General features: G+C 72.3%; 20 protein-coding genes. 3 read left to right on the top strand and 17 right to left on the bottom strand.

Annotated features, from left to right (window positions below; all coding sequences use genetic code 11):
- Nucleotides 1-48: 48 nt before the first annotated feature.
- From lepB (PV410_RS18070) to proS, 9 genes are all read right to left on the bottom strand, one after another.
- Nucleotides 49-1,173: a signal peptidase I gene (gene lepB / locus PV410_RS18070; RefSeq protein WP_500325686.1), complete on the bottom strand. Its 1,125-nt coding sequence runs from the start codon at nucleotides 1,171-1,173 to the stop codon at nucleotides 49-51.
- Entirely contained in the window at nucleotides 1,166-1,804 is a 639-nt protein-coding gene (gene lepB, locus PV410_RS18065; protein WP_500325684.1) for a signal peptidase I, read from the bottom strand. The genes lepB (PV410_RS18070) and lepB (PV410_RS18065) overlap by 8 nt, the downstream gene beginning before the upstream one ends.
- Nucleotides 1,805-1,845: 41 nt before the next feature.
- Entirely contained in the window at nucleotides 1,846-2,196 is a 351-nt protein-coding gene (gene rplS / locus PV410_RS18060) for a 50S ribosomal protein L19 (RefSeq protein ID WP_105869103.1), read from the bottom strand.
- Between the two features lie 133 nt (nucleotides 2,197-2,329).
- Entirely contained in the window at nucleotides 2,330-3,139 is an 810-nt protein-coding gene (trmD, locus tag PV410_RS18055) for a tRNA (guanosine(37)-N1)-methyltransferase TrmD (protein ID WP_500325682.1), read from the bottom strand.
- Between the two features lie 4 nt (nucleotides 3,140-3,143).
- Nucleotides 3,144-3,668: a ribosome maturation factor RimM gene (rimM, locus tag PV410_RS18050; RefSeq protein ID WP_500325681.1), complete on the bottom strand. Its 525-nt coding sequence runs from the start codon at nucleotides 3,666-3,668 to the stop codon at nucleotides 3,144-3,146.
- 91 nt (nucleotides 3,669-3,759) lie between these two features.
- The gene (locus PV410_RS18045; RefSeq protein WP_450395265.1) at nucleotides 3,760-3,999 is read right to left on the bottom strand and encodes an RNA-binding protein; all 240 of its coding nucleotides are present in this window, start codon (nucleotides 3,997-3,999) and stop codon (nucleotides 3,760-3,762) included.
- Between the two features lie 2 nt (nucleotides 4,000-4,001).
- On the bottom strand, nucleotides 4,002-4,433 hold the full coding sequence (rpsP, locus tag PV410_RS18040) for a 30S ribosomal protein S16 (RefSeq protein WP_499514225.1): 432 nt from the start codon (nucleotides 4,431-4,433) through the stop codon (nucleotides 4,002-4,004).
- 225 nt (nucleotides 4,434-4,658) lie between these two features.
- Nucleotides 4,659-5,249 carry a hypothetical protein gene (locus tag PV410_RS18035; protein WP_500325678.1) on the bottom strand — a complete coding sequence of 197 codons (591 nt, stop codon included), beginning with the start codon at nucleotides 5,247-5,249 and terminating at the stop codon, nucleotides 4,659-4,661.
- 190 nt (nucleotides 5,250-5,439) lie between these two features.
- On the bottom strand, nucleotides 5,440-6,852 hold the full coding sequence (gene proS, locus PV410_RS18030; protein WP_500325676.1) for a proline--tRNA ligase: 1,413 nt from the start codon (nucleotides 6,850-6,852) through the stop codon (nucleotides 5,440-5,442).
- 216 nt (nucleotides 6,853-7,068) lie between these two features.
- Here proS and PV410_RS18025 point away from each other — a divergent pair, with 216 nt between their 5' ends.
- Nucleotides 7,069-7,899: a class I SAM-dependent methyltransferase gene (locus PV410_RS18025; protein ID WP_500325674.1), complete on the top strand. Its 831-nt coding sequence runs from the start codon at nucleotides 7,069-7,071 to the stop codon at nucleotides 7,897-7,899.
- Nucleotides 7,900-7,930: 31 nt separating this feature from the next.
- Here PV410_RS18025 and ftsH read toward each other — a convergent pair whose 3' ends face one another.
- The 7 genes from ftsH to nsdA form a co-directional block, all read right to left on the bottom strand.
- Complete coding sequence (gene ftsH, locus PV410_RS18020) at nucleotides 7,931-9,865, bottom strand: ATP-dependent metallopeptidase FtsH/Yme1/Tma family protein (RefSeq protein ID WP_499514221.1); 1,935 nt, start codon at nucleotides 9,863-9,865, stop codon at nucleotides 7,931-7,933.
- A 36-nt stretch (nucleotides 9,866-9,901) separates the two neighbouring features.
- Nucleotides 9,902-10,417, bottom strand: coding sequence for a GNAT family N-acetyltransferase (locus tag PV410_RS18015; RefSeq protein ID WP_500325671.1), 516 nt, complete (start codon nucleotides 10,415-10,417; stop codon nucleotides 9,902-9,904).
- Between the two features lie 74 nt (nucleotides 10,418-10,491).
- Nucleotides 10,492-12,033 (bottom strand): signal recognition particle protein, encoded by a 1,542-nt coding sequence (gene ffh / locus PV410_RS18010; RefSeq protein ID WP_500325670.1) that lies wholly within the window; start codon nucleotides 12,031-12,033, stop codon nucleotides 10,492-10,494.
- 84 nt (nucleotides 12,034-12,117) lie between these two features.
- The gene (locus tag PV410_RS18005) at nucleotides 12,118-14,595 is read right to left on the bottom strand and encodes a [protein-PII] uridylyltransferase (protein ID WP_500325668.1); all 2,478 of its coding nucleotides are present in this window, start codon (nucleotides 14,593-14,595) and stop codon (nucleotides 12,118-12,120) included.
- Nucleotides 14,596-14,686: 91 nt separating this feature from the next.
- On the bottom strand, nucleotides 14,687-15,025 hold the full coding sequence (locus PV410_RS18000; RefSeq protein ID WP_500325667.1) for a P-II family nitrogen regulator: 339 nt from the start codon (nucleotides 15,023-15,025) through the stop codon (nucleotides 14,687-14,689).
- Nucleotides 15,022-16,380 carry an ammonium transporter gene (locus PV410_RS17995; RefSeq protein WP_499514217.1) on the bottom strand — a complete coding sequence of 453 codons (1,359 nt, stop codon included), beginning with the start codon at nucleotides 16,378-16,380 and terminating at the stop codon, nucleotides 15,022-15,024. Before PV410_RS17995 ends, PV410_RS18000 begins: the two co-directional genes overlap by 4 nt.
- Nucleotides 16,381-16,773: 393 nt before the next feature.
- Nucleotides 16,774-18,288 (bottom strand): transcriptional repressor NsdA, encoded by a 1,515-nt coding sequence (gene nsdA, locus PV410_RS17990; RefSeq protein WP_500325666.1) that lies wholly within the window; start codon nucleotides 18,286-18,288, stop codon nucleotides 16,774-16,776.
- Nucleotides 18,289-18,521: 233 nt separating this feature from the next.
- Between nsdA and PV410_RS17985 the strand changes: the two genes are divergently transcribed.
- Nucleotides 18,522-19,196 (top strand): bifunctional DNA primase/polymerase, encoded by a 675-nt coding sequence (locus tag PV410_RS17985; RefSeq protein ID WP_499514215.1) that lies wholly within the window; start codon nucleotides 18,522-18,524, stop codon nucleotides 19,194-19,196.
- A 73-nt stretch (nucleotides 19,197-19,269) separates the two neighbouring features.
- On the opposite strand, the gene ftsY is transcribed toward PV410_RS17985, so the two are convergent.
- Nucleotides 19,270-20,496 carry a signal recognition particle-docking protein FtsY gene (ftsY, locus tag PV410_RS17980; protein WP_500325664.1) on the bottom strand — a complete coding sequence of 409 codons (1,227 nt, stop codon included), beginning with the start codon at nucleotides 20,494-20,496 and terminating at the stop codon, nucleotides 19,270-19,272.
- 100 nt (nucleotides 20,497-20,596) lie between these two features.
- Between ftsY and PV410_RS17975 the strand changes: the two genes are divergently transcribed.
- Nucleotides 20,597-21,586 (top strand): LLM class flavin-dependent oxidoreductase, encoded by a 990-nt coding sequence (locus PV410_RS17975; protein WP_500325662.1) that lies wholly within the window; start codon nucleotides 20,597-20,599, stop codon nucleotides 21,584-21,586.
- Nucleotides 21,587-21,664: the final 78 nt, after the last annotated feature.

The raw sequence follows: 21,664 nt of genomic DNA, 5'->3' as shown, positions 1-21,664 counted from the left end.
GAACGTTGCTGCTGCTTCTTGCCCGCGTCGCCGTCACGGCCCTTCGTGTCACTCGCCTCTTCGGAGGTTTCCGCGCCCGCGTCCGGGCCTTTCTTTCCGAGCGGCGCCTCGCCGTCGCCCGCCGAGCCGCCCGACGTGGGGTCCCGATCCTCCGGCTCTCCGCGTCCGGACCTTGCGCCGACCACCAGGTCCCCCACATCCACTCCTTACTCCGCTTGCTGCGCGCTGCCGCCCGCGCCATATGCGGCGCAAGCCCACCACCCCCATAACGAGCGGGAGTTCCGCAGGAGTCGGGAGCGGGGTCATTCCTTGCCGATTGTTGGATGTTGCCACTCCCGGGCCCGCCCTCGCGGCAGACGCGCCCGAACCCCCCGGCGCGGCGACGCCGGAGTACGTCGCCGGTTCCTTCAGCCCCGCCCAGTGCCCCATCGGCCAGGCCACGGCGAAGGCCCTGCCCACCACCAGGTTCTCCGGCACGGTGCCGTCGCCGGCGTCCTTGAGGTGGAAGCGGGAGTCCGCGGAGTTGGACCGGTGGTCACCCATCACGAAGAGCCGGTTCGGCGGGACCTTGACCGTGAACTTGATCTCCGACGGCGGATTGCCCGGATGGATGTAGGGCTCGTCCAGCGGGGTCCCGTTGACGGTGATCTTCCCCTGGGCGTCGCAGCACTTCACCGTGTCGCCGCCGACCGCGACCACCCGCTTGATCAGGTCCTGCTCGTCCGCGGACGGCAGCAGCCCGATGAAGGTGAAGAACTCCTTGACCTGCTTCACGACCACCGGGTCCTCGCCGGACTGGGCCTGCTCGCCCTCCAGCCAGTTGCCGGGGTCCTTGAACACCACCACGTCGCCGCGCTGCGGCCGGGAGCCGAACCACGGTGTGAGCTTGTCGACGACGACGCGGTCCCCGATCCTGATCGTCTGCTCCATCGAGCCCGACGGGATGACGAAGGCCTGCAGCAGGAAGGTCTTGAGCACCAGCGCGATCAGCAGCGCGACCCCGATGAGCAGGGGTATCTCCCTGGCCGCGGAACGACGCCGCCTGCGCTTGACCTTCCGCGCCAGCTTGCGCCGCTCGGCCCGGCCGCCGCCCCTGCGCGGGCCCGCCGGCTCCTCTCCCAGGTACTCGGCACGGCTCGGCTGGCCGGCGTTCGCCCGCCCGCGGCTACCCATGGGCGCCGTCCAGGGAGCGGCGGCGGCCCAGCGGCCAGAAGGTCGCCTCGGCCCGGCCGATCACCTTGTCCACTGGAACGGTGCCCCCTCCGGGGTCGCCCAGATGGTCACGGGAATCGCGGCTGTCGGCACGGTGGTCACCCATCACCCACAGCCTCCCCTTCGGAACCTCGATGTCGAACGCTACCCGGGACGGCGTGTCCCCGGGGTAAAGATAGGTCTCGTCCAGCGGGCGCCCGTTGACGGTGATCCTGCCCCGCTCGTCGCAGCAGGTCACCCGGTCCCCACCGACACCGATGACCCGCTTGACGTAGTCGCTCCCGCCGGAGTCCTGGACGAACGATCCCTCGCCGTCGAACACCACGACATCGCCTCTGGCGGGCGCCTCGCCGAAACGGTACGCCAGTTTGTTGACCAGCACGCGGTCCCCTGCCCGCAGGGTGTTCTCCATCGACCCGCTGGGGATCTCGAAGGGCTGGGCCACGAAGACGTTGACCAGCGCGACCACGGCGGCGGCCGCCACGGCGAGCAGCGCATACCGCTGTGTACGTACGCCGAAGCGCGACCGCTCATCCCGCTGTTCGGCGGGATCGGCGCGGTCGCGCTCCGGGAGGTGTACCTCTGTGTCCATCAGGCGCAGAGCCTATAGGGCCCCGCATGTGCCGGGCGGACTCAGTTGTCGCGCTTCTCCTTGATCTTCGCGGCCTTGCCGCGCAGCTCACGGAGGTAGTACAGCTTGGCGCGACGCACGTCACCGCGGGTCACGAGCTCGATCTTCTCGAAGATCGGGCTGTGCACCGGGAAGGTACGCTCGACGCCGACGCTGAAGGAGACCTTGCGGACCGTGAAGGTCTCACGGACGCCGGCGCCCTGGCGACGGATGACAACGCCCTTGAACTGCTGGATACGGGAGCGGTTGCCCTCGATCACGCGGACGTGGACGTTGACGGTGTCACCGGGGCGGAAGGCCGGGACGTCGCTGCGCAGCGACGCGGCGTCGACGGAGTCGAGCAGGTGGGACATGTTCGTCTGCTTTCTTCGCCCATGCCACAGGTCATCGGCGGGAGTAGTGGTGGTGATCCGACCGCCTCCGCGTCGGACGGGCGTCATGTCCCCCTGTGGCAGGGGCGCACGCCGGACGCAAGGCAGCAGCCGCCTATTCTTCCACGGACTCCGGGAGTCGCCCAAATCGGCCGTCCTCGCCCTGCACCCAGCCGAGGGCCGCGAGCATCGCGCGGTCCTTCTTGTCCAGGGCCGCCGGGTCGCAACGCTCGATCAGGTCGGGGCGGTTCTGCGTCGTACGGCGGAAGGCCTCGTCGCGGCGCCAGCGGGCGACCTTGCCGTGGTGGCCGCTGAGCAGCACCTCCGGCACTCCGCGGTCGCGCCAGACCGGGGGCTTGGTGAAGACCGGGCCCTCCAGCAGGTCGGCCATGGCACCGGGGGCGAAGGAGTCGTCGCGGTGCGACTCGGCGTTGCCCAGCACGCCCGGCAGGAGCCGGGCCACGGCCTCCACCATCACCAGCACCGGGGCCTCGCCGCCGGCCAGGACGTAGTCGCCGATGGAGACCTCGCGGACGTCCAGCCGCTCGCCGTACTCCTCGATGACCCGCCGGTCGATGCCCTCGTACCGGGCCGGGGTGAAGACCAGCCAGGGCTTCGCGGACAGCTCGACCGCGAGCTCCTGGGTGAAGGGGCGGCCGCTCGGGGTGGGGACCACCAGCACGGGATCGCCCTCCCCCGACTCCAGGACCGTGTCCAGGGCCTCGCCCCACGGCTCGGGCTTCATGACCATGCCCGGGCCACCGCCGTACGGGGTGTCGTCGACCGTGTTGTGCCGGTCGTGGGTCCACCGGCGCAGGTCGTGGACGCGCACGTCCAGCTGACCGCGCGCCCGGGCCTTGCCGACCAGGGAGACGTTCAGCGGCTCCAGGTACTCGGGGAAGATCGTGACGACGTCGATGCGCATGGGCCTACTGCTCCGCCTCGGCCTCGTCCAGCAGGCCGGGCGGGGGCGTGATGACCGCGCGCTGCTGCTCCAGGTCGATCTCGGGGACGATCTCGGCGACGAAGGGCACCATGACCTCGCTGCCGTCCGGCCGTTCGACGACCAGCAGGTCGTGGTACGGCAGGTGGGAGATCTCCTTGATCCGGCCGACCTCGGTCCCGTCGGCGGTGACCACGTCGAGGTCGACCAGCTGGTGGTCGTAGAACTCCTCGGGGTCCTCCGGCGTCTCGTCCGGGTCGACGTCGGCGATCAGCAGGACGTTGCGCAGCGCCTCGGCACCGGTGCGGTCCTTCACGCCGGCGAAGCGCAGCATCAGCCGGCCGCTGTGCACCCGGCCCGTCTCGACGGTGAGCGGGCCGGCCGACGCCGGGTCCGTGACGAGCACGGCGCCCGGGGCGAGCCGCAGTTCCGGCTCGTCGGTGCGCACCTCCACCGAGACCTCGCCCTTGATGCCATGGGCGCGACCGATGCGTCCCACTACCAGCTGCACTTGATCGCGCTCCTGTGCTCACGTGTCGGATACGGCCACGGGCCGGGGGCGGCCCAAGTGCCACCCCCGGCCCGTGCCGGTGCTGCGTACCTCAGCGGACGTGGTCCACGTCGACGAGGTCGACGCGGACACCGCGTCCGCCGATCGCGCCCACGACCGTGCGCAGGGCGCGGGCGGTGCGGCCGTTGCGGCCGATCACCTTGCCGAGGTCGTCGGGGTGCACCCGGACCTCCAGGACCTTCCCCCGACGCAGGGTGCGCTCGGCGACCTGCACGTCGTCGGGGTTGTCGACGATCCCCTTGACCAGGTGTTCGAGGGCCTCCTCGAGCACGATCAGGCCTCGGTCGACTCGGCCGCCTCGGCGGCCTCGTCCTTCTTGTCGGACTTCTTCGCCTTCTGGGTGATGGCCTCGCCCTTGGACCCGTCACCGGCGTCCTTGGCGGCGGCCTCGAAGAGGGCGCGCTTGTCGGCCTTGGGCTCGGCGACCAGGAGCGGGGCCGGGGCCGGCTCGCCCTTGTACTTCTGCCAGTCGCCGGTCTTCTTCAGGATGGCGAGCACGGGCTCGGTCGGCTGCGCGCCGACACCCAGCCAGTACGCGACGCGCTCGGCGTTGACCTCGATGCGCGACGGGTTCTGCACGGGGTGGTACAGACCGATCTCCTCGATGGCCCGGCCGTCACGGCGGGTACGGGAGTCGGCGACGACGATGCGGTAGTGAGGCGAACGGATCTTGCCCAGACGCTTCAGCTTGATCTTGACTGCCACGGGAGTGGGTTCTCCTGGAGTTGACGTGGTTGGGCAGGCCGGACCACCACGTGGGGTTGTGGAGCCGGTTGCCCGACGGACGCGTCAGCCGAAGGAGAGAGGGGTCCTGCACGGCTGCCGAGTGCTCAGCTGACCATTCTGCCATACGGCGGGCATGCCGCCGCACGCCGGTGACCCCACCGGCGCCGTCCCCCGTACGGTGCCGCCCCCATGCGCGGCGGGCGCTCACGCGACCGCCGCGGCCTCCGGAATCCGGAACGGCGTACCGCACGCCCCGCAGACGATCGGCGCCTGCGCGAGGACGGACGGCACGACCCGGACGTTGCGCCCGCAGTCGCAGACCGCCTTCGCCCGTACGCCTCCGCCCGAGGACCCGTGCCGGGCGGCGGGCCCGCGGAAACTGCGGGCGGTGTCGGCGGCGGTCGCCACGGTGTGCGCTCTGAGCGCGCGCTGCAGGCGGTCGATCGTCGCCCGGTAGCGCTTCTTGGTGTCCGGGCGCAGCTGGACCAGGGAGAAGCCGCTGCTGGGGTGCGGCTCCTCGGAGTGGTCCAGGCCGAGCTCGTCGGCGATGGCCAGGAATCGACGGTTGTGGTAGCGACCTGCCCGCGAGGTGTCCCGGACGCCGCGCGCGGCGGCGACTCCGTGGACGGCCTCGTGCAGCAGGCGCTCGAAGGAGAGCTCCGTGCCGCACGCGGACGAGGACTCTCCGATCAGGGACTCGGGGGCGGCCAGGTCGGGCAGTTCGGGATGGTGCCGTTGAATGTCGGCCCATGCGACTGCCAGCTCGGCGGCGAGGACTGGTGGTGTCGTGCTCACGTCGTGACAACGAGCCGGGGGCGCCCTGTGTTCCGATACCGGGCCATCCCAAATATTTTGCACGTACTAGTCAGTTCCGGATGATGCGTACGGCTGAGGGCGGGTGCGGAGGACAGTGGAGAAGTCACGCACCCGCCTCAAGCGTGGACGTACTGCCGATTACGTACGTCGCTTTTCAGTCAGTTGACGGTCAGTATGCCCGCGCGACGATCGCCGCGGTACCCGGCGCGTCGTCCGTTTCCGGAACCTGCCCGTCCTCGGTCAGCAGGCAGCGCACGGACACGCCCTGCTCGGCCAGCCTGGCCTCGCCCTCCGGGCCGAGGTCGGCCCAGGGGATGCGGGCCCAGCCGGTGGCCGCGGCCTCGGCGGCCTCGGCGATCGTCTTGACGTCCACGGTGCGGGACTCGCGGCGCTCGCGGGACTGGCGCAGCAGCGTGGCCTGGTCCTCCTCCAGCACCTTGGGCACCAGCGCGGTCAGCTCGTCGATCGCCACCGGCTCCTTGCCCCCGGGGATGCGGCGGGCGAGCATCGCGGTGCCGTTCTCCAGGTCGCGCGGGCCGACCTCCACGCGGACGGGGACGCCCTTGAGCTCCCAGTCCACGGCGCGTCGGCCGAACGGGGTGTCGGTGCGCACGTCGACCTGGACGCGCACGCCGGCGGCCTTGAGCCGGTCGCCGATCTCGCGGACCTTGGCGACGACCGCGTCGTCGCCCTTGATCGCCAGGATGACGGCCTGCACCGGCGCCAGCCGCGGCGGCACGCGCAGTCCGTTGTCGTCGCCGTGGGACATGATCAGGCCGCCGACCATGCGGGTCGACACGCCCCAGGAGGTCTGCCAGACCAGCTCCTGCTGCCCCTCCTTCGACAGGTAGGAGGTGTTGAAGGCCTTGGCGAAGTTGGTGCCCAGCTCGTGGCTGGTGCCCAGCTGCAGCGCCTTGCCGTCGCCCATCATGCCCTCGAGGGTGAGGGTGTTGATGGCGCCGGCGAAGCGCTCGCGGGCGGTCTTGCGGCCGAGGACCACGTCGATGCCGAGGACGTCGGTCATGAAGTCCCCGTACACGTCGCGGTGGATCATCGCGGCGTAGTCGCGGGCGTCCTCGTAGGTGGCGTGCGCGGTGTGGCCCTCCTGCCACAGGAACTCACTCGTACGGAGGAAGAGCCGCGAGCGCATCTCCCAACGGACCACGTTGGCCCACTGGTTGATGAGCAGGGGCAGGTCGCGGTAGCTCTGCACCCACTTGGAGAAGTACTCGTTGATGATCGTCTCGGAGGTGGGCCGGACGACGACCGGCTCCTCCAGCTCCTTGCCGCCGCCGTGGGTGACCACGGCCAGCTCCGGCGCGAAGCCCTCGACGTGCTCGGCCTCCCGGGTCAGGTAGGACTGCGGGATGAAGAGCGGGAAGTACGCGTTCTGGGCGCCCGCCTCCTTGATCCGCGCGTCCATCTCCTGCTGCATCCGCTCCCACAGCGAGTACCCGTACGGCCGGATGACCATGGTGCCGCGCACCGGGCCGTTGTCGGCCAGCTCGGCCTTGTTGATCAGGTCCTGGTACCAGCGCGGGAAGTCGTCCGCCTGGGGTGTGAGTACGGGAGCCTTTGCCATGCCGCAGATGGTACGGGGACAGCGGCACCGGACGTGAATCGGCGGGGTCGGGAATCGGCCCAATCCTCACCTTCAAACCTCTGGACTACGGCCCGGAAGGGGAGTTGGCTGGCTCCGGGGGCATGCGCGGCGTGACGATGACGGTGCGCGGCGTAACCGGGGGGCGTACGAGGAAGGCTTTCGGCGAGACGGCGACGCGGCTGATTGGGGCGCTCGATGACACCTACGCTCGCACGGCACCCACGAACACACCGGACCGACGGCAGGGCGCGTGACTGGGCGGAGATCCAGGAGCGGATGCTCGTACCGCTCTACGAGGCGGTGCACGAGCGGTTGGAGGTCGGCCCCCGCACCCGGCTGCTCGGCCTCGGGTGCGGATCGGGACTCGCGCTGCTCATGGCCTCGGCCCGGGGCGCGGCGGTCACGGGGTGCGATCCGGACGAACGGCGCCTCGAACTGGCCCGGCAGCGGCTGCTGCCCGAGCAGCAGTGGGGCGCACCGGCACGGTCGCGCGGCGGGCGCACCCGGCTCGTGGCGGGCGGGCCGGAGGAGGTCCCCGTACCGGAGGGGGCACCGTTCACGATGATCACCGCCCTCGACCCGGGGACGGCGCCGGCGGCGCTGGTCCCGGCGCTCGGCGCCGCGGCGGGCCTGGCCGAGCGGGGCGCCCCGGTCGTGCTGGCCGGCTGGGGGCCGCCCGAGCGCTGCGCCACCGGGCGGGTGCTGCGGGTCGCGGCCCGGCTGGCCGAGCCGCGCGGCACCACCCCCGCGGTCCGGCTCAGCGGCCGTGACGACCTGGAGGAGCTGGCGCGGGAGGCGGGGCTGCGTCCGGACGGCTCGGGGCGGGTGTCCTGCCCGTTCGGCTACCCCGACATGGACAGCGCGGTGCGCGGCCTGGTGTCGACCGGGCTCTTCGACGCCGCCGTGGCGGCCACCGACGAGGACCAGGTGCGCAAGGAGCTGCGCGAGGCGCTGCACGCGTACCGGCGCGGCGACGGCACGGTCCGGATGGAGAACGTGTTCCGTTACCTGGTGGCCCGGGTGTAACCGGCAACGTTCCCGCGCGACCGCAGGGCGGCTACTCCACGGCCTTCGCGAGCCGTGGGATGCCCGCCGCCTCGTAGGCCTCGTCCTCCTCCAGCGTCTCGGCCTCCAGCAGCCGCTCCGCGAGGGCGTCCAGTTGCTCGCGGTGCCGGCCCAGCAGCCGGCAGGCCGTCCCGTAGCACTCGTCCACGATCCTGCGCATCTCGGCGTCGATCACGTCGAGGGTGGCGGGGGCGGCGGACAGTCCGTAGGGCTGCTGGGAGTCGGCCGGGATCGCCGAGAGCGGGCCGACCTTCTCGCTCATGCCCCAGCGGCCGACCATGCCCCGGACGACGTTGGTGACCTGCTCCAGGTCGTTCTCGGCACCGGTGGTGATCACCCCGAAGACGACGTGCTCGGCGGCCATGCCGCCGAGCGCGCCGATGATCCGGCCGCGCAGGTACTCCTCGGTGTACGCGTAGCGGTCGGAGTCGGGGGTGGAGAGGGTGACGCCGAGGGCGCGGCCGCGCGGGACGATGGTGATCTTGCGTACGGGGTCGGCGCCCGGGTGCAGCATGCCGAGCAGGGCGTGCCCGGACTCGTGGTAGGCGGTACGGCGGCGCTCCTCGATGGGGATCACGAGCGGGCGGGCCGCGCCCAGCTGCACCTTCTCCAGGGCGTCGGAGAGCTCGCCCTGCCCGACGGCGCCCTTGCCGCGCTTGACGGCGAGCAGCGCGGCCTCGTTGGCGAGGTTGGCCAGTTCGGCGCCCGTCATCCCCGGCGTCGCACGGGCCACGGCGGTCAGGTCGATGCCGCCCTCCAGGGGTACCTGGCGCAGGTGGATGCGGAGGATCGCCTCGCGGCCCGTACGGTCGGGCGGGCTGACGTGGACGACGCGGTCGAAGCGGCCCGGCCGGGTCAGGGCGGGGTCGAGGACGTCGGGCCGGTTGGTGGCGGCTGTGACGACGACGCCCTCGGAGCCGGAGAAGCCGTCCATCTCGGTGAGGATCTGGTTGAGGGTCTGCTCCCGCTCGTCGTGGCCGCCGATGCCGCCCGCGGCGCCGCGGGCACGGCCGATGGTGTCGATCTCGTCGATGAAGATGATCGCCGGGGCGACCTTGCGGGCCTCGGCGAACAGCTCGCGCACCCGGCCGGCGCCGACGCCGACGATCATCTCGATGAACTCGGAGGCGGAGGCGGAGAAGAACGGCACGTCGGCCTCGCCGGCCACGGCCCGGGCGAGCAGGGTCTTGCCGGTGCCGGGCGGCCCGGCGAGCAGCACGCCGCGCGGCATCCGCGCCCCGAGCGCCCGGTAGGCCTGCGGGCGCTTGAGGAAGTCGACGACCTCGTTGAGCTCGGCCTCCACCTCGTCGATGCCCGCCACGTCGGCGAAGGTGGTGCGGCGGCCCGCCTCCGGGACGACCGGCGTCGGCGGGGCCCTGCGGCCGAGGCCGCCCAGGCCGCCGAGCCCGCCCGCGAGCTTGCTCATCCGGCGGGAGACGTAGAGCCAGAGCAGGACCAGCAGCAGCACCGGGGCGAGCGAGAGCAGCAGGTTGTAGAGCAGGCCGCGCTGCTGGACCACGGGTTCGGCGGTGACGGTGACCTTGTTCTTCGTCAGGGTCGCCCACAGGTCGTCGTCGGCGAAGACCGGCCGCTGGGTCTTGAACTGCATGTACGTGCCCTCGTCCGCCCCCGGCACGTCCTGCTTCTTCTTGAGCTGCCCCTCGATGGAGTCGCCCTTGGAGTAGATCTTCGAGATGTTGTCCGTGGCCAGCTGCCGGTTGAACTCGGTGTACGAGATCGTGGTCGGCCGGGACCCGGTGAAGAACGAGAGCACCAGGTCGGTGATGAGGAAGACGACGAGCGCCGTCAGGATCATGCCGCCCCAGCCGCCCATGCGGCGCCGTCGCCGGGTGGGCGGCGAGGCTGGCGCGCCCTCCGTCCGCCATGGGTCGTCCGGATTCTGCCGGGGCGGTACGGGATTGCCCATATCCCGACAATAAGGACAGTGCCGCTCCGGCGCCCCTCAGACCCCCGGCCACTCCTCGGCGGTGAGCGCGAAGCGCTCGTGGTCGCGCCAGGCGTCGTTCAGGTAGAGCATCCGGGGCGTGAAGCCCTCGTGGCGGAAACCGAGGCGCCTGGCCATGGCGACGGACCGTTCGTTCTCCGGCTGCACGTTGATCTCCAGCCGGTGCAGGCCCAGGCCCCGCGGTTCGGGGGCGAAGCAGCGGTCGACGACCAGCCGCAGGCCCTCGCTCATCCGCCCGGTCCCGGCGAAGGGCACGTAGCTGTCGTAGCCCAGGCTGCCGTTGCGGAAGCGCCCCATCACGATGTTGGCCACGTTGCACTTGCCGACGATCCCGCCGCTCTCCTCGTCGAGGATCAGGAACGTCCGCAGCACCGGCCCCTGGCGCCGCAGCAGTTCGGGCAGCCCGTCCGGTTCGACCGGGTTCCACCGGCCGACGTGCTCGGCGGAGCGCAGCACCGCCTCCCGGTAGGCGGGGGCGTCGGCCGGCTCCGGGGGACGGATGTGTACGCGCATGGGTCCATGATGCACGCGCGGCGGCGGCGTCCCCTGCGCAGGGGGCGCCGCCGCCGTACGGACACGGACCTGGGTCAGCCCATGAACTTCTTGAACTCGTCGGGCAGTTCGAAGTTCTGGCCCTCCTGGCCGGCCGGCAGGCCGAAGGCGCCACCGGCCTGCTGCTGCTCGCGACGGGCGGCGTCGGCCCTCTCCTGCTCGGCGCGCTTGAGCGGGTTGCCGCTCTGCCGCTTGCCCTTGGCCTTCTTCTGCTGCTTCTTCTGACGTGCGCCGCCGCCCATGCCCGGCATGCCGGGCATCCCCGGGATACCGCCCTGGGCCATCCGCGACATCATCTTGCGGGCCTCGAAGAACCGCTCCACCAGGCTCTTCACGGCGCTGACGTCCACACCGGAACCGCGGGCGATGCGGGCGCGACGGGAGCCGTTGATGATCGTGGGGTCCTGGCGCTCACCCGGGGTCATCGACTTGATGATCGCGGCCGTGCGGTCCACGTCACGCTCGTCGAGGTTGTTGATCTGGTCCTTGATCTGGCCCATGCCCGGGAGCATGCCGAGCAGCTTGGAGATCGAGCCCATCTTGCGGACCTGCTCCATCTGCTGGAGGAAGTCGTCGAGGGTGAACTCCTTGGGACCCTTGGCCAGCTTCTCGGCCATCTTCTGGGCCTCGGCCTGGCTGAAGGTCTGCTCGGCCTTCTCGATCAGGCTGAGGACGTCACCCATGCCCAGGATGCGCGAGGCCATCCGGTCGGGGTGGAAGGCGTCGAAGTCGTCCAGCTTCTCGCCGTTGGAGGCGAACATGATCTGGCGGCCGGTGACGTGCGCGATGGAGAGCGCCGCACCACCGCGGGCGTCGCCGTCGAGCTTGGAGAGCACCACGCCGTCGAAGCCGACGCCGTCGCGGAAGGCCTCGGCGGTGTTGACCGCGTCCTGGCCGATCATGGCGTCGACGACGAAGAGGATCTCGTCGGGCTGCACGGCGTCGCGGATGTCCGCGGCCTGCTGCATCATCTCGGCGTCGATGCCGAGGCGGCCGGCGGTGTCGACGATGACGACGTCGTACTGCTTGGTGCGGGCGTGGTCGAGGGAGTCCTTGGCCACCTGGACCGGATCGCCCACGCCGTTGCCGGGCTCCGGCGCGAAGACCGCGACGCCGGCCCGCTCCGCGACGACCTGGAGCTGGTTGACGGCGTTGGGACGCTGGAGGTCCGCGGCGACCAGCAGCGGGGCGTGGCCCTGGCCCTGCAGCCAGCGGCCGAGCTTGCCGGCCAGCGTCGTCTTGCCCGCACCCTGCAGACCGGCGAGCATGATCACGGTCGGCGGCTGCTTGGCGAACCGCAGCCGGCGGGTCTCACCGCCGAGGATGCCGACGAGCTCGTCGTTGACGATCTTGATGACCTGCTGGGCGGGGTTCAGCGCCTGGGAGACCTCGGCCCCGGTCGCCCGCTCCTTGACCTGCTTGATGAAGGCGCGCACCACCGGCAGCGCGACGTCCGCCTCCAGCAGCGCGATGCGGATCTCGCGCGCGGTGGCGTCGATGTCCGCCTCGGAAAGGCGGCCCTTGCCCCGGAGGTTCTTGAACGTCGCTGCGAGGCGGTCGGAAAGGGTGTCGAACACGTCGGTCGCGGATCCTCAGGTCGGGGGCGGGTGATAGGTCGTCCTCAAGGGTATCCGCCCGGGCCGCGAATGGTCTCCACCGCGTCAGCGCAGGGCCCGCTCCACCTCGTCGGCGACCTCGGCCGCCCGTACGTCGGGAAGCGGATCGCCCCCGGTGTCCGTGACGTAGAACGCGTCGACCGCGTTGGCGCCGAGCGTACTGATCCGGGCGGACCTGACGTTCACGCCGGTGGACTCCAGGGCCCGGCCGATGCGGTGCAGCAGCCCCGGGGCGTCGTGGGCGCGGACCTCGATGACGGTCGCGGCGCTGGAGCTGCCGGGGGCGACGGTGACGCGGGGCGGAGGGGGCGTGACCCCGCGACGGCGGGGGTACGCCGACTCCCGCTCCGCCAGCCGTGCCTCGATGTCGAGGGAGCCCGCGAAGGCCCGGGCGAAGTCGTTGCGCAGCCGTGCCGCCTCGGGCAGCGAGCCGTACTCGGCGGCCACCCGCCAGCGCAGGAGGGTCACCGGGCCCTGGTGGATGGGGTCGACCGCGCGCAGGTCGGCGGCCCGGACGGTGAGCCGGTGCAGGGCGAGCACGCCCGCCGCCGCCGCCAGCAGCCCGGGCCGGTCGGGGACGGCGAGCAGCAGCTCCACGCCGACGGGCTCGGGTTCGCCGTCCGCGGTCCGCGGGACCCCGTCGGGGTCGGGCTCGGCATGGGCGTGCAGCGCGATGACCGGGCCCCCGGTGCGCGCCGCCTCGACCGCCAGACGCTCCTCCTCCGCGGTGGGCTCGGGGTCGGCGGGTGCGGGCACCGCCCCGCTCACCAGCACGGCGGCGACCCGCTTGACCAGGTCGCCGACGAGTGAGGACCGCCATGCGCTCCAGGCGGCCGGACCGGTGGCGAGGGCGTCCGCCTCGGTCAGCGCGTGGAGCAGCTCCAGCGTCTCGGAGTCGCGGACGGCCTCGGCGACGCTCTGCACGGTGGCGGGGTCGTCCAGGTCGCGCCGGGTCGCGGTCTCGATCAGCAGCAGGTGGTGGCGGACCAGCAGGGCCAGCGTCTCCACGTCGGCGCGGCCGAAGCCGAAGCGGGCCGCGACGTCCCGGGCGATGACCTCGCCGGCCTCGGAGTGGTCGCCGGGCCAGCCCTTGCCGATGTCGTGCAGCAGGGCGGCGATGAGCAGCAGGTCGGGGCGGCCCACCCGGCGGGTCAGGCGCGAGGCGCGCACCGCGCACTCGATGAGGTGCCGGTCGACGGTCCAGATGTGCACGGCGTTGCGCTGCGGGCGGCAGCGGACCCGTTCCCAGTCGGGGAGCAGCCGCGTGATCATGCCCGCGGCCTCCAGTGCCTCCCACACCTGGACGGTGGACTCCCCCGCGCCGAGCAGCGTCACAAGCTGTTCGCGGGCCTCGGCGGGCCACGGCACCGGCAGCGGCCGGGTGGCCTGGGCCACGCTCAGCCGGCGGACCGCGTGCAGCGACAGCGGTACACCGTGCTCGGCGGCGGCCGCGGCGGCGCGCAGCGGCAGCACCGGGTCGCGCTCGGGCCTGGCCGTGAGCGCGAGGACGGCCTCGCCCTCGTGCTCCACGACGCCGTCGGCCAGCGGGGTGCGCTCGGGCGCGTTCGTGCTCTGCTCCGGGCGGGAGCGCCCGAGCAGCCCGCGGCGGCGGGGCCGCATCTGGCGGGAGCGCAGGACCCGGCCGACCTCGCGCCAGGTGACGTCGAAGGCGTAGCCGACGGTCCGGGCGGCCTCGTACACCTGGCGCAGCAGTGCATCGGCGTCGAGCAGGCCGAGTGCGCCGGCCACCTGGTCCTGCTCCTGCAGGGCCAGCCGGTCGGTGGCGCGGCCGGTCACCAGGTGGAGGGCGTCCCGGGCGTCGAGCAGCCGGGTCCGGGCGTCCTCCAGGCCCTCGCGGGGGGCGTCGGCGAGCCAGGAGGCGGCGACGGCGCGCAGGGCTGTGGCGTCGCGCAGCCCACCGCGGGCCTCCTTGAGGTCGGGCTCCAGCAGGTACGAGAGCTCCCCGTGGCGTTCGGCGCGCTCCAGGCACAGCTCGTGGAGCGCGGGGAGCCGCTTGGGCGCCTGGTTGCGCCAGTCGGCGAGGACCGCGGTGCGCAGGGAGGCCGTGAGGGCGGCGTCGCCCGCGATGTGGCGGGCGTCGAGGAGGCCGAGCTGGACCTTGAGGTCCTCGGCGGCGGTCTTGCGGGCCTCGGCGGGGGTGCGGACGGAGTGGTCGAGGGCGACGCCCAGGTCCCAGACCGGGTACCAGATCCCGTCGGCGAGGCCGGCGACGTCCGCGGGCCCTGCGGAGCCGTCGTGGAGCAGCAGCAGGTCGAGGTCGCTGCGCGGGGAGAGCTCCCCCCTGCCGTAGCCGCCGACGGCGACCAGCGACCAGCCCCGCGCCCCGGTACGGTCGGCCGCGCCGCGGGCGAGGTCGGCGAGCCAGGCGTCGGTCAGGGAGGCGAGCGCCTTGCGCCGCGGCGGCCCGGACGGGCCCTCGCCGTTCAGGAGGGCCAGCCGGGCCGCCGCATAGCCTGCAGGGGCGTGTCCGTCGTGGGCTTTCGCGTCGACGTTCTCCGTCACACTGTCTCCAGTCGCAGGCCGTGCGGTGGAACTGCTCGGGTTCGGTGGTGCGAAAGGGCGCGGCCGGAGTCCCGGCCGCGCCCCCGCGTCCTCAGAGCGCGTCCGGGCCGCGCTCCCCGGTCCGGACCCGTACGGCGGTCTCGACCGGGATGCTCCAGACCTTGCCGTCACCGATCTTGCCGGTACGGGCGGCCTTGACGATGACCTCGATCAGCTGGTCGGCGTCGCCGTCCTCGACGAGCACCTCGATGCGGATCTTGGGCACCAGGTCCACGGTGTACTCGGCACCACGGTAGACCTCGGTGTGGCCCCGCTGGCGGCCGTAGCCACTGGCCTCGGTGACCGTCAGGCCCTGGACGCCGAAGGCCTGCAGCGCCTCCTTGATCTCGTCCAGCCGGTGCGGCTTCACGACCGCGGTGATGAGCTTCACGCGTCCACCTTCTTCGACGGGGCGTCGGTCACCTGGGTGCCGCTGCCACTGCTGCTGTCCAGGGAGGAGAGGGCGGAGCGGACCGCGCCGGCCACGCCCGCGAAGTCGTAGCCGGTCTCCGCGTGCTCGGCCTGGTCGATGCCCGCGACCTCGGTGTCCTCGCTGACGGTGAATCCGATCACCAGGTCGATGAGCTTGGCAAGGATCGCCGAGGCGATGAGCGAGTAGAACAGGACCACGCCGACGCCCAGGAACTGCTTCCACAGCTGGTCGAAGCCGCCGCCGTAGAAGACGCCCTTGGCGGTCTGGCCGACCCCGCCGGTGGCGAAGAAGCCGATGAGCAGGGAGCCGACGATGCCGCCGACCATGTGGACGCCGACCACGTCGAGGGAGTCGTCGTAGCCGAACTTGTACTTCAGGCCGACCGCGGCGGCGCAGGCCACACCGGCGATGACTCCGACCGCGATCGCGCCGAGCGGGCTGACCGAGCCGCAGGCCGGGGTGATGGCGACCAGACCGGCGACCGCGCCGGAGGCGGCGCCCAGCGTGGTGAAGGAGCCGTGCTTGATCTTCTCGTAGGCGAGCCAGCCGAGCATCGCGGAGGCGGTGGCGACCTGGGTGTTGGTGAAGGCCACGGCCGCGACGCCGTCGGAGGCGAGCCAGGAGCCGGCGTTGAACCCGAACCAGCCGAACCACAGCAGGCCGGCGCCGAGCATGACCAGCGGCAGGTTGTGCGGGCGGAACGGGTCCTTCTTGAAGCCCACGCGCTTGCGGATGACGAGGATCACGCCGAGCGCCGCGGCACCGGCGTTGATGTGCACCGCCGTACCGCCGGCGAAGTCGATCACGCCGCGGGTGAAGAGGAAGCCGTCCGACGCCCAGACCATGTGGGCGACCGGGAAGTACACGACCGTCGCCCACAGGGCCACGAAGAGCGACCAGGCGGTGAACTTCACCCGGTCCGCCAGGGCGCCGCTGATCAGGGCGGGCGTGATGATCGCGAACATCAGCTGGAAGACGGCGAAGACGTAGACCGGGATGGTGTAGCCGTCCCACAGCTGGGAGATCCCGATGTTGCGCATGCCGGCCCAGTCGAAGCCGCCGAAGAAGGCGTTGCCGGAGTCGAATGCGACGGTGAACCCGTAGAGCGTCCACAGCACGGTGACGATGCCGATGGCGATGAAGCTCATCATCAGCATGTTCAGCACGCTCTTGACCCGCACCATGCCGCCGTAGAAGAAGGCGAGACCGGGGGTCATCACGAGCACCAGCGCTGCGCTCAGCAGCATGAACGCCGTGCTACCGCTGTCGAGCGTGGGCGTATCTGCGGCAAGCGTCAAGAAGCCTGCTGCCATCGGCGTCTCCTCGTCATCCGAACGGCCCGTGCGGGAAGCGGGCTCGATGGGCCGGTTTTCGCCATGAGGTTGTCCCAGCCGGGTTTCCGTCGACGCCATCGGGTGTTTCGGAACCGTGACGAAGAAGTCGTCCGTGTTACGTCGGGATGAACCGCCACCCCAGCGGGCGCCGCCATGACGACGCCGTCACGACTCCGTGACCCCTCGGGCGGGCCGACGAGCTGTATACGTGCCGCGCGGGCCGGGGTGTACAAACCTCGCCACGCCGTCGAACGGACGGGTCGGTGGACGAGGACCGGCCGCGGCGGGCCACCCGGTTGACCTGGCATGGGGGAGCCGAGTCGGGCTGTCGGGATGGCCGGCCGCGGCCGGGGTTCGGGGTGGACCGCCGGGTCAGGCGGTCCCGGCGACCTCGGGGAGGTCGGACGCCAGGCGCTCGCTGAGCTGGGCGACCTCGGCGATCCTGCCGTAGTCACGCAGCGCGGTGTCGGCGGTCTTGCGGATGCGGGTGTTCACCCGCTCGGAGCGCACGTGCTTGGCGACGTCGATGGCCTGGACGGTGAGGCCGGCGGCCTCCTCCGGGCTCCGCTGGAGCAGGTGCACGGTGGCCATGCCGATCAGGTTGAGGGCGTAGGCACGCTGGTGGACGGTGTCCTGGGAGAAGAGCTCGACGGCCCGCTGCATCACCGGGTGGGCCAGCGAGGCGTACGTGGGGCTGCGGCCGGCCACGTACGCCAGGTCACGGTAGGAGTGGGCGTTCTCGGCGTTGAGCTCGGCCTCGTTGAAGAAGCTGATCCAGTCCGGGTCCTCGGTGGGGCGGGAGTCGGTGTAGGAGTCCTCGGCCATCCGCACGGCGCGGTGGCACTTGCTGACCTGGCCCATGTTGGCGTAGGCGCGGGCCTCCATCGCGTACAGCATCGCCTGGGTGGTGGCGGTCGCGCTGTCCCTGCTGCCGTACTGCGCCAGGTGGATGAGTTCCAGTGCGTCGTCGGGCCGGTCCAGGTGGATCATCTGGCGGCTCATGCTGGACAGGACGAAGGCACCCAGCGGGCGGTCGTCCGCCTCCTTGGCCGCGTGCAGGGCCAGGACCAGGTACTTCTGCGCCGTGGGATGCAGGCCGACGTCGTACGACATCCAGCCGGCGAGCGCGGCGAGCTCGGCGGTGACGCGGTAGAGCCGCTTGGCGACGGACTGCGGATGGGACTCCTGGAGCAGGTCGGTGACCTCGTGCAACTGGCCCACCACGGCCTTGCGGCGCAGGCCGCCGCCGCACTGGTTGTCCCACTGGCGGAACATCACCGTGGTGGCCTCCAGCAGCTCCAGCTCGGGCTCGGAGAGCCGGACTCTGCCCCCGGGCTCGCGCGGCGGCGGGACGTCGGCGCCGGACGCGGGGGTGGGCACCAGCCAGCGCTGCATCGGCTCGACGAGGGCGGGGCCGGCGGCCAGCGCCAGGGAGGTCCCGAGGAAGCCGCGGCGGCCGAGCATCAGGTCGCTGCGGGAGAACTCGTTGATCAGCTGGACCGTCTGCGGCCCGGCCCACGGCAGGTCCACGCCGGTCGCGGCGGGCGGCTGGTGGGCGGGGCGCAGACCGAGGTCCTCCACCGGGACGGCGGTGCCGAAGCGTTCGGAGAACAGCTCGGACAGGATGCGCGGGATGGGTTCGCGCGGCTGTTCGCCGTCCAGCCAGCGGCGCACCCGTGAGGTGTCCGTGCTGACGTGCAGCGCGCCCATCTGGCGTGCCCTGCGGTTCACCTGACGGGCGAGTTCGCCCTTGGACCAGCCGCTGCGCACAAACCAAGAGGTCAACTGCGCGTTGGGCTGCTTGTCCTGTGTGCCGCCCACCGTGACGCCCCCATTCCGTCGCCCAACACCTCCGGGGATGAGGGCCGTTGCCTGCCTGGCCCCCATGTGCCTCAGTGTCCTACGAGTCTTGCCTCCGGCATACCCGCCGGCCCGCACACTTCCGGGGCTTGCAAACCGAAAGTAATCCTACGATCACCCATCCGGCGATGCCTCCAGCGAAAACGCCACCATTCGCCACCCCTTCGAATGAACTACATGTGCACACGGCGCGATTCACTTGACACATGCCGATCAGGCACGGGCGTAACCATCGGCAACTGCGACCCGTTGGGGGTGTCATGGGCTTCACGATCGGCAGCATGCGGGAGATGCGACACATCCGCTCCGGCGCGCGCCGCCGGACGCACGCCTCGGCGTGCACCACCGTGGCGGAGTACACCGGGTTGTGCGGATGGGCGGTGGCGCCGGGTGCGCGCGCCACGCGCGGGGGCGGGCAGTGCTCCTGCGGTGACCCGGGGTGCAAGGCACCGGGCGCCCACGCGCTGGAGTTCGCCGGCGAGGTGCCGGCCGGGGCCACCCTCGAGGAGGCCGTGGCCGCCTGGGAGCGCGTGCCGGGCGCGGCGCTGATGCTCCCCGTGGGACGCGCCTTCGACGTGATCGACGTGGCGGAACGATCCGGCGTACGCGCCCTGGTGCGCCTGGAACGCATGGGGCTGCGTCTCGGCCCGGTCATCGCCACCCCGGACGGCCGGGCGCAGTTCTTCGTCGCGCCGGGGGCCGCCGCCGAGCTCCCGCACCTGCTGTACCGCATGGGCTGGGACGACGCCGACCTCGACCTGCGCTGCCTCGGGCCGGGCGACCACGTGACCGCCCCGCCCTCCGACCTCGGCGGCCTCGGCCCGGTCCGCTGGCTGCGGCCGCCGGCACTGGACGCCGCCCGCCAGCCGCCGGAGGCCCGGCTGCTGCTCGGCACGCTGGCGTACGTCTGCCACCGGGACCGCGCGTACGCGTGAACGACGAGCAAGGGGCGCACTCGGAGGAGTGCGCCCCTTGTCCACGTGTCCGCTCGTCCCCGGACGCCGCCGGCTACGAGCCGATCAGCGCGTCCACGAAGGCCTCGGGCTCGAACGGGGCGAGGTCGTCCGCCCCCTCGCCCAGGCCGATCAGCTTGACCGGAACGCCCAGCTCGCGCTGGACGGCGACGACGATGCCGCCCTTGGCCGTGCCGTCGAGCTTGGTGAGCACGATGCCGGTGATGTCGACGACCTCGGCGAAGACCCGGGCCTGCACCAGTCCGTTCTGACCCGTCGTGGCGTCCAGGACCAGCAGGACCTCGTCCACCGGGCCGTGCTTCTCCACGACGCGCTTGACCTTGCCGAGCTCGTCCATCAGGCCGGTCTTGGTGTGCAGCCGGCCCGCGGTGTCGATGAGCACGACGTCCGCACCCTCGGCGATGCCCTCCTTCACCGCGTCGAAGGCGACCGACGCCGGGTCGCCGCCCTCGGGACCGCGCACGGTCCGGGCGCCGACCCGCTCGCCCCAGGTCTGCAGCTGGTCCGCGGCGGCGGCGCGGAAGGTGTCGGCGGCGCCCAGCACGACGCTGCGGCCGTCGGCCACCAGGACCCGGGCGAGCTTGCCGGTGGTGGTGGTCTTGCCGGTGCCGTTGACGCCGACGACCATCAGCACGGCCGGCTGGTCGGCCCCGTCCCCGTTCGGCAGCCCGTCCGTGTGGAGCGTGCGGTCCAGATCCGTGCCGATCAGGGTCAGCAGTTCCTCGCGCAGCAGCTGCCGCAGGTCGGCGGGGGTGCGGGTGCCGAGCACCTTCACCCGGGTGCGCAGCCGCTCCACGAGTTCCTGGGTGGGCACGACCCCGACGTCCGCGGTGAGCAGGGTGTCCTCGACCTCCTCCCACGTGTCCTCGTCGAGGTGCTCGCGCGCGAGCAGCGTGAGCAGCCCCTTGCCGAGCGCGTTCTGCGAGCGCGAGAGCCGGGAGCGCAGCCGCACCAGACGGCCGGCGGTGGGCTCGGGCCGCTCGATCTCGGGGGCGGCCGGGCGCTCCTCGACGAGGACGCCGCCGGCGGAGGCGTCTTCCGACTCGGGGAGCTCGACCTCTTCGATGGTCCGGCGGGGTTCGTCCCGCGGGGCCTCCGCCTCGTCGCCGATCTGCGGTTCGGCGGGGGGCGCGGTGATCGTCGGCTGCTCGGTGGGCGGTGCGGGGGGCAGCTGCTTCCTGCGGCGGCTGCCCACCACCAGCCCGCCGGCCGCCAGGATCACGACCAGGGCGATGACTACGGCAAGAATGACGGTTTCCATAACCCGTCCAGTATCGGTCACGCGGCGGGCCCTCCCGGGAGCCACCCGGCGGGGGTCCACGAGTCTGTTCATCTGACGGTTCGTCAGCTAACGTCGGCGCATGCCCGCCACTGTCGTACGTTTCAACCTCGTCGACCCCGCGGCCGCGCCCGGGGCGCTGAGCCACCGCTACCGGGCGGCCCTGGAGATGGCCGCGTACGCCGACGAGCACGGCGTCGCCACCCTCCAGACCGAGGAGCACCACGGCTCCCCCGACGGCTGGCTGCCCTCACCCCTGACCTTCGCGGGGGCGGTCCTCGGCGCGACCCGCCGGATCGCGGTCACCGTCTCCGCGCTGATCGGACCGCTGTACGACCCGCTGCGGCTGGCGGAGGACCTCGCGGTGCTCGACCACGTCGGCGGCGGCCGGCTGGTCACCGTCGCCGGCATCGGCTACCGCCCGGAGGAGTACGCGGCCCTCGGGGTGGACTGGCACCGGCGCGGCGCCCTCCAGGACGAGCTGCTGGAGACGCTGCTCACGGCGTGGACCGGTGAGCCCTTCGTCTTCCGCGGCCGGACCGTCCGGGTCACGCCCCGCCCCCACAGCTCCCCGCACCCGCTGCTGATCGTCGGCGGCAGCTCGCGCGCTGCGGCGCGCCGGGCGGCGCGGTTCGGCCTGCCGTTCTTCCCCAGCGCCCACCTCCCGGAGCTGGAGACGTACTACCGGGAGCAGCTCGCCGAGCACGGCACCGAGGGCTGGTGCCTGATGCCCCCGCCGCAGGTGCCGCTGCTCCACCTGTCCGAGGACCCCGACCGCACCTGGGCCGAGTACGGGCGGCACCTGTTCCACGAGGCCGCCACCTACGCCTCCTGGCAGTCCGCCGGCATCCGCTCGGCGGTGCGCTCCAGCGCGGCCTCCCCGGAGGAACTGCGCCGCGAAGGCGTCTACCGCGTGGTCACCCCCGACGAGTGCGTCGCCTTCGCGGAGGCGAGCACCGACCCGGCCGCCGCCCTCGTGCTGCACCCGTTGTGCGGGGGCATGCCGGTCGAGGAGGGCTGGCGGAGCCTGCACCTGTTCGCCGAGCAGGTGCTGCCCCGGCTGAAGGACTGACCGGGCCCGGCCGCGAGCGGCCCGGCGCACGGCGCCGCCCCCGGGCCCGGAGGGGCACCACGGGGGCGGCGCGGCGGG

It is taken from the genome of Streptomyces sp. PA03-5A, from assembly GCF_033792725.1.
Lineage (GTDB): Bacteria > Actinomycetota > Actinomycetes > Streptomycetales > Streptomycetaceae > Actinacidiphila.
This window is presented reverse-complemented; position numbering and strand designations above follow the sequence as displayed.

Coding starts and splice junctions, on each gene's coding strand:
- lepB (WP_500325686.1), bottom strand. CDS start 1,173: ATGGGTAGCCGCGGGCGGGCGAACGCCGGCCAGCCGAGCCGTGCCGAG.
- lepB (WP_500325684.1), bottom strand. CDS start 1,804: ATGGACACAGAGGTACACCTCCCGGAGCGCGACCGCGCCGATCCCGCC.
- rplS (WP_105869103.1), bottom strand. CDS start 2,196: ATGTCCCACCTGCTCGACTCCGTCGACGCCGCGTCGCTGCGCAGCGAC.
- trmD (WP_500325682.1), bottom strand. CDS start 3,139: ATGCGCATCGACGTCGTCACGATCTTCCCCGAGTACCTGGAGCCGCTG.
- proS (WP_500325676.1), bottom strand. CDS start 6,852: ATGGCAAAGGCTCCCGTACTCACACCCCAGGCGGACGACTTCCCGCGC.
- PV410_RS18025 (WP_500325674.1), top strand. CDS start 7,069: ATGACACCTACGCTCGCACGGCACCCACGAACACACCGGACCGACGGC.
- ftsH (WP_499514221.1), bottom strand. CDS start 9,865: ATGGGCAATCCCGTACCGCCCCGGCAGAATCCGGACGACCCATGGCGG.
- PV410_RS18015 (WP_500325671.1), bottom strand. CDS start 10,417: ATGCGCGTACACATCCGTCCCCCGGAGCCGGCCGACGCCCCCGCCTAC.
- PV410_RS17995 (WP_499514217.1), bottom strand. CDS start 16,380: ATGGCAGCAGGCTTCTTGACGCTTGCCGCAGATACGCCCACGCTCGAC.
- nsdA (WP_500325666.1), bottom strand. CDS start 18,288: ATGGGGGCCAGGCAGGCAACGGCCCTCATCCCCGGAGGTGTTGGGCGA.
- PV410_RS17985 (WP_499514215.1), top strand. CDS start 18,522: ATGGGCTTCACGATCGGCAGCATGCGGGAGATGCGACACATCCGCTCC.
- ftsY (WP_500325664.1), bottom strand. CDS start 20,496: ATGGAAACCGTCATTCTTGCCGTAGTCATCGCCCTGGTCGTGATCCTG.
- PV410_RS17975 (WP_500325662.1), top strand. CDS start 20,597: ATGCCCGCCACTGTCGTACGTTTCAACCTCGTCGACCCCGCGGCCGCG.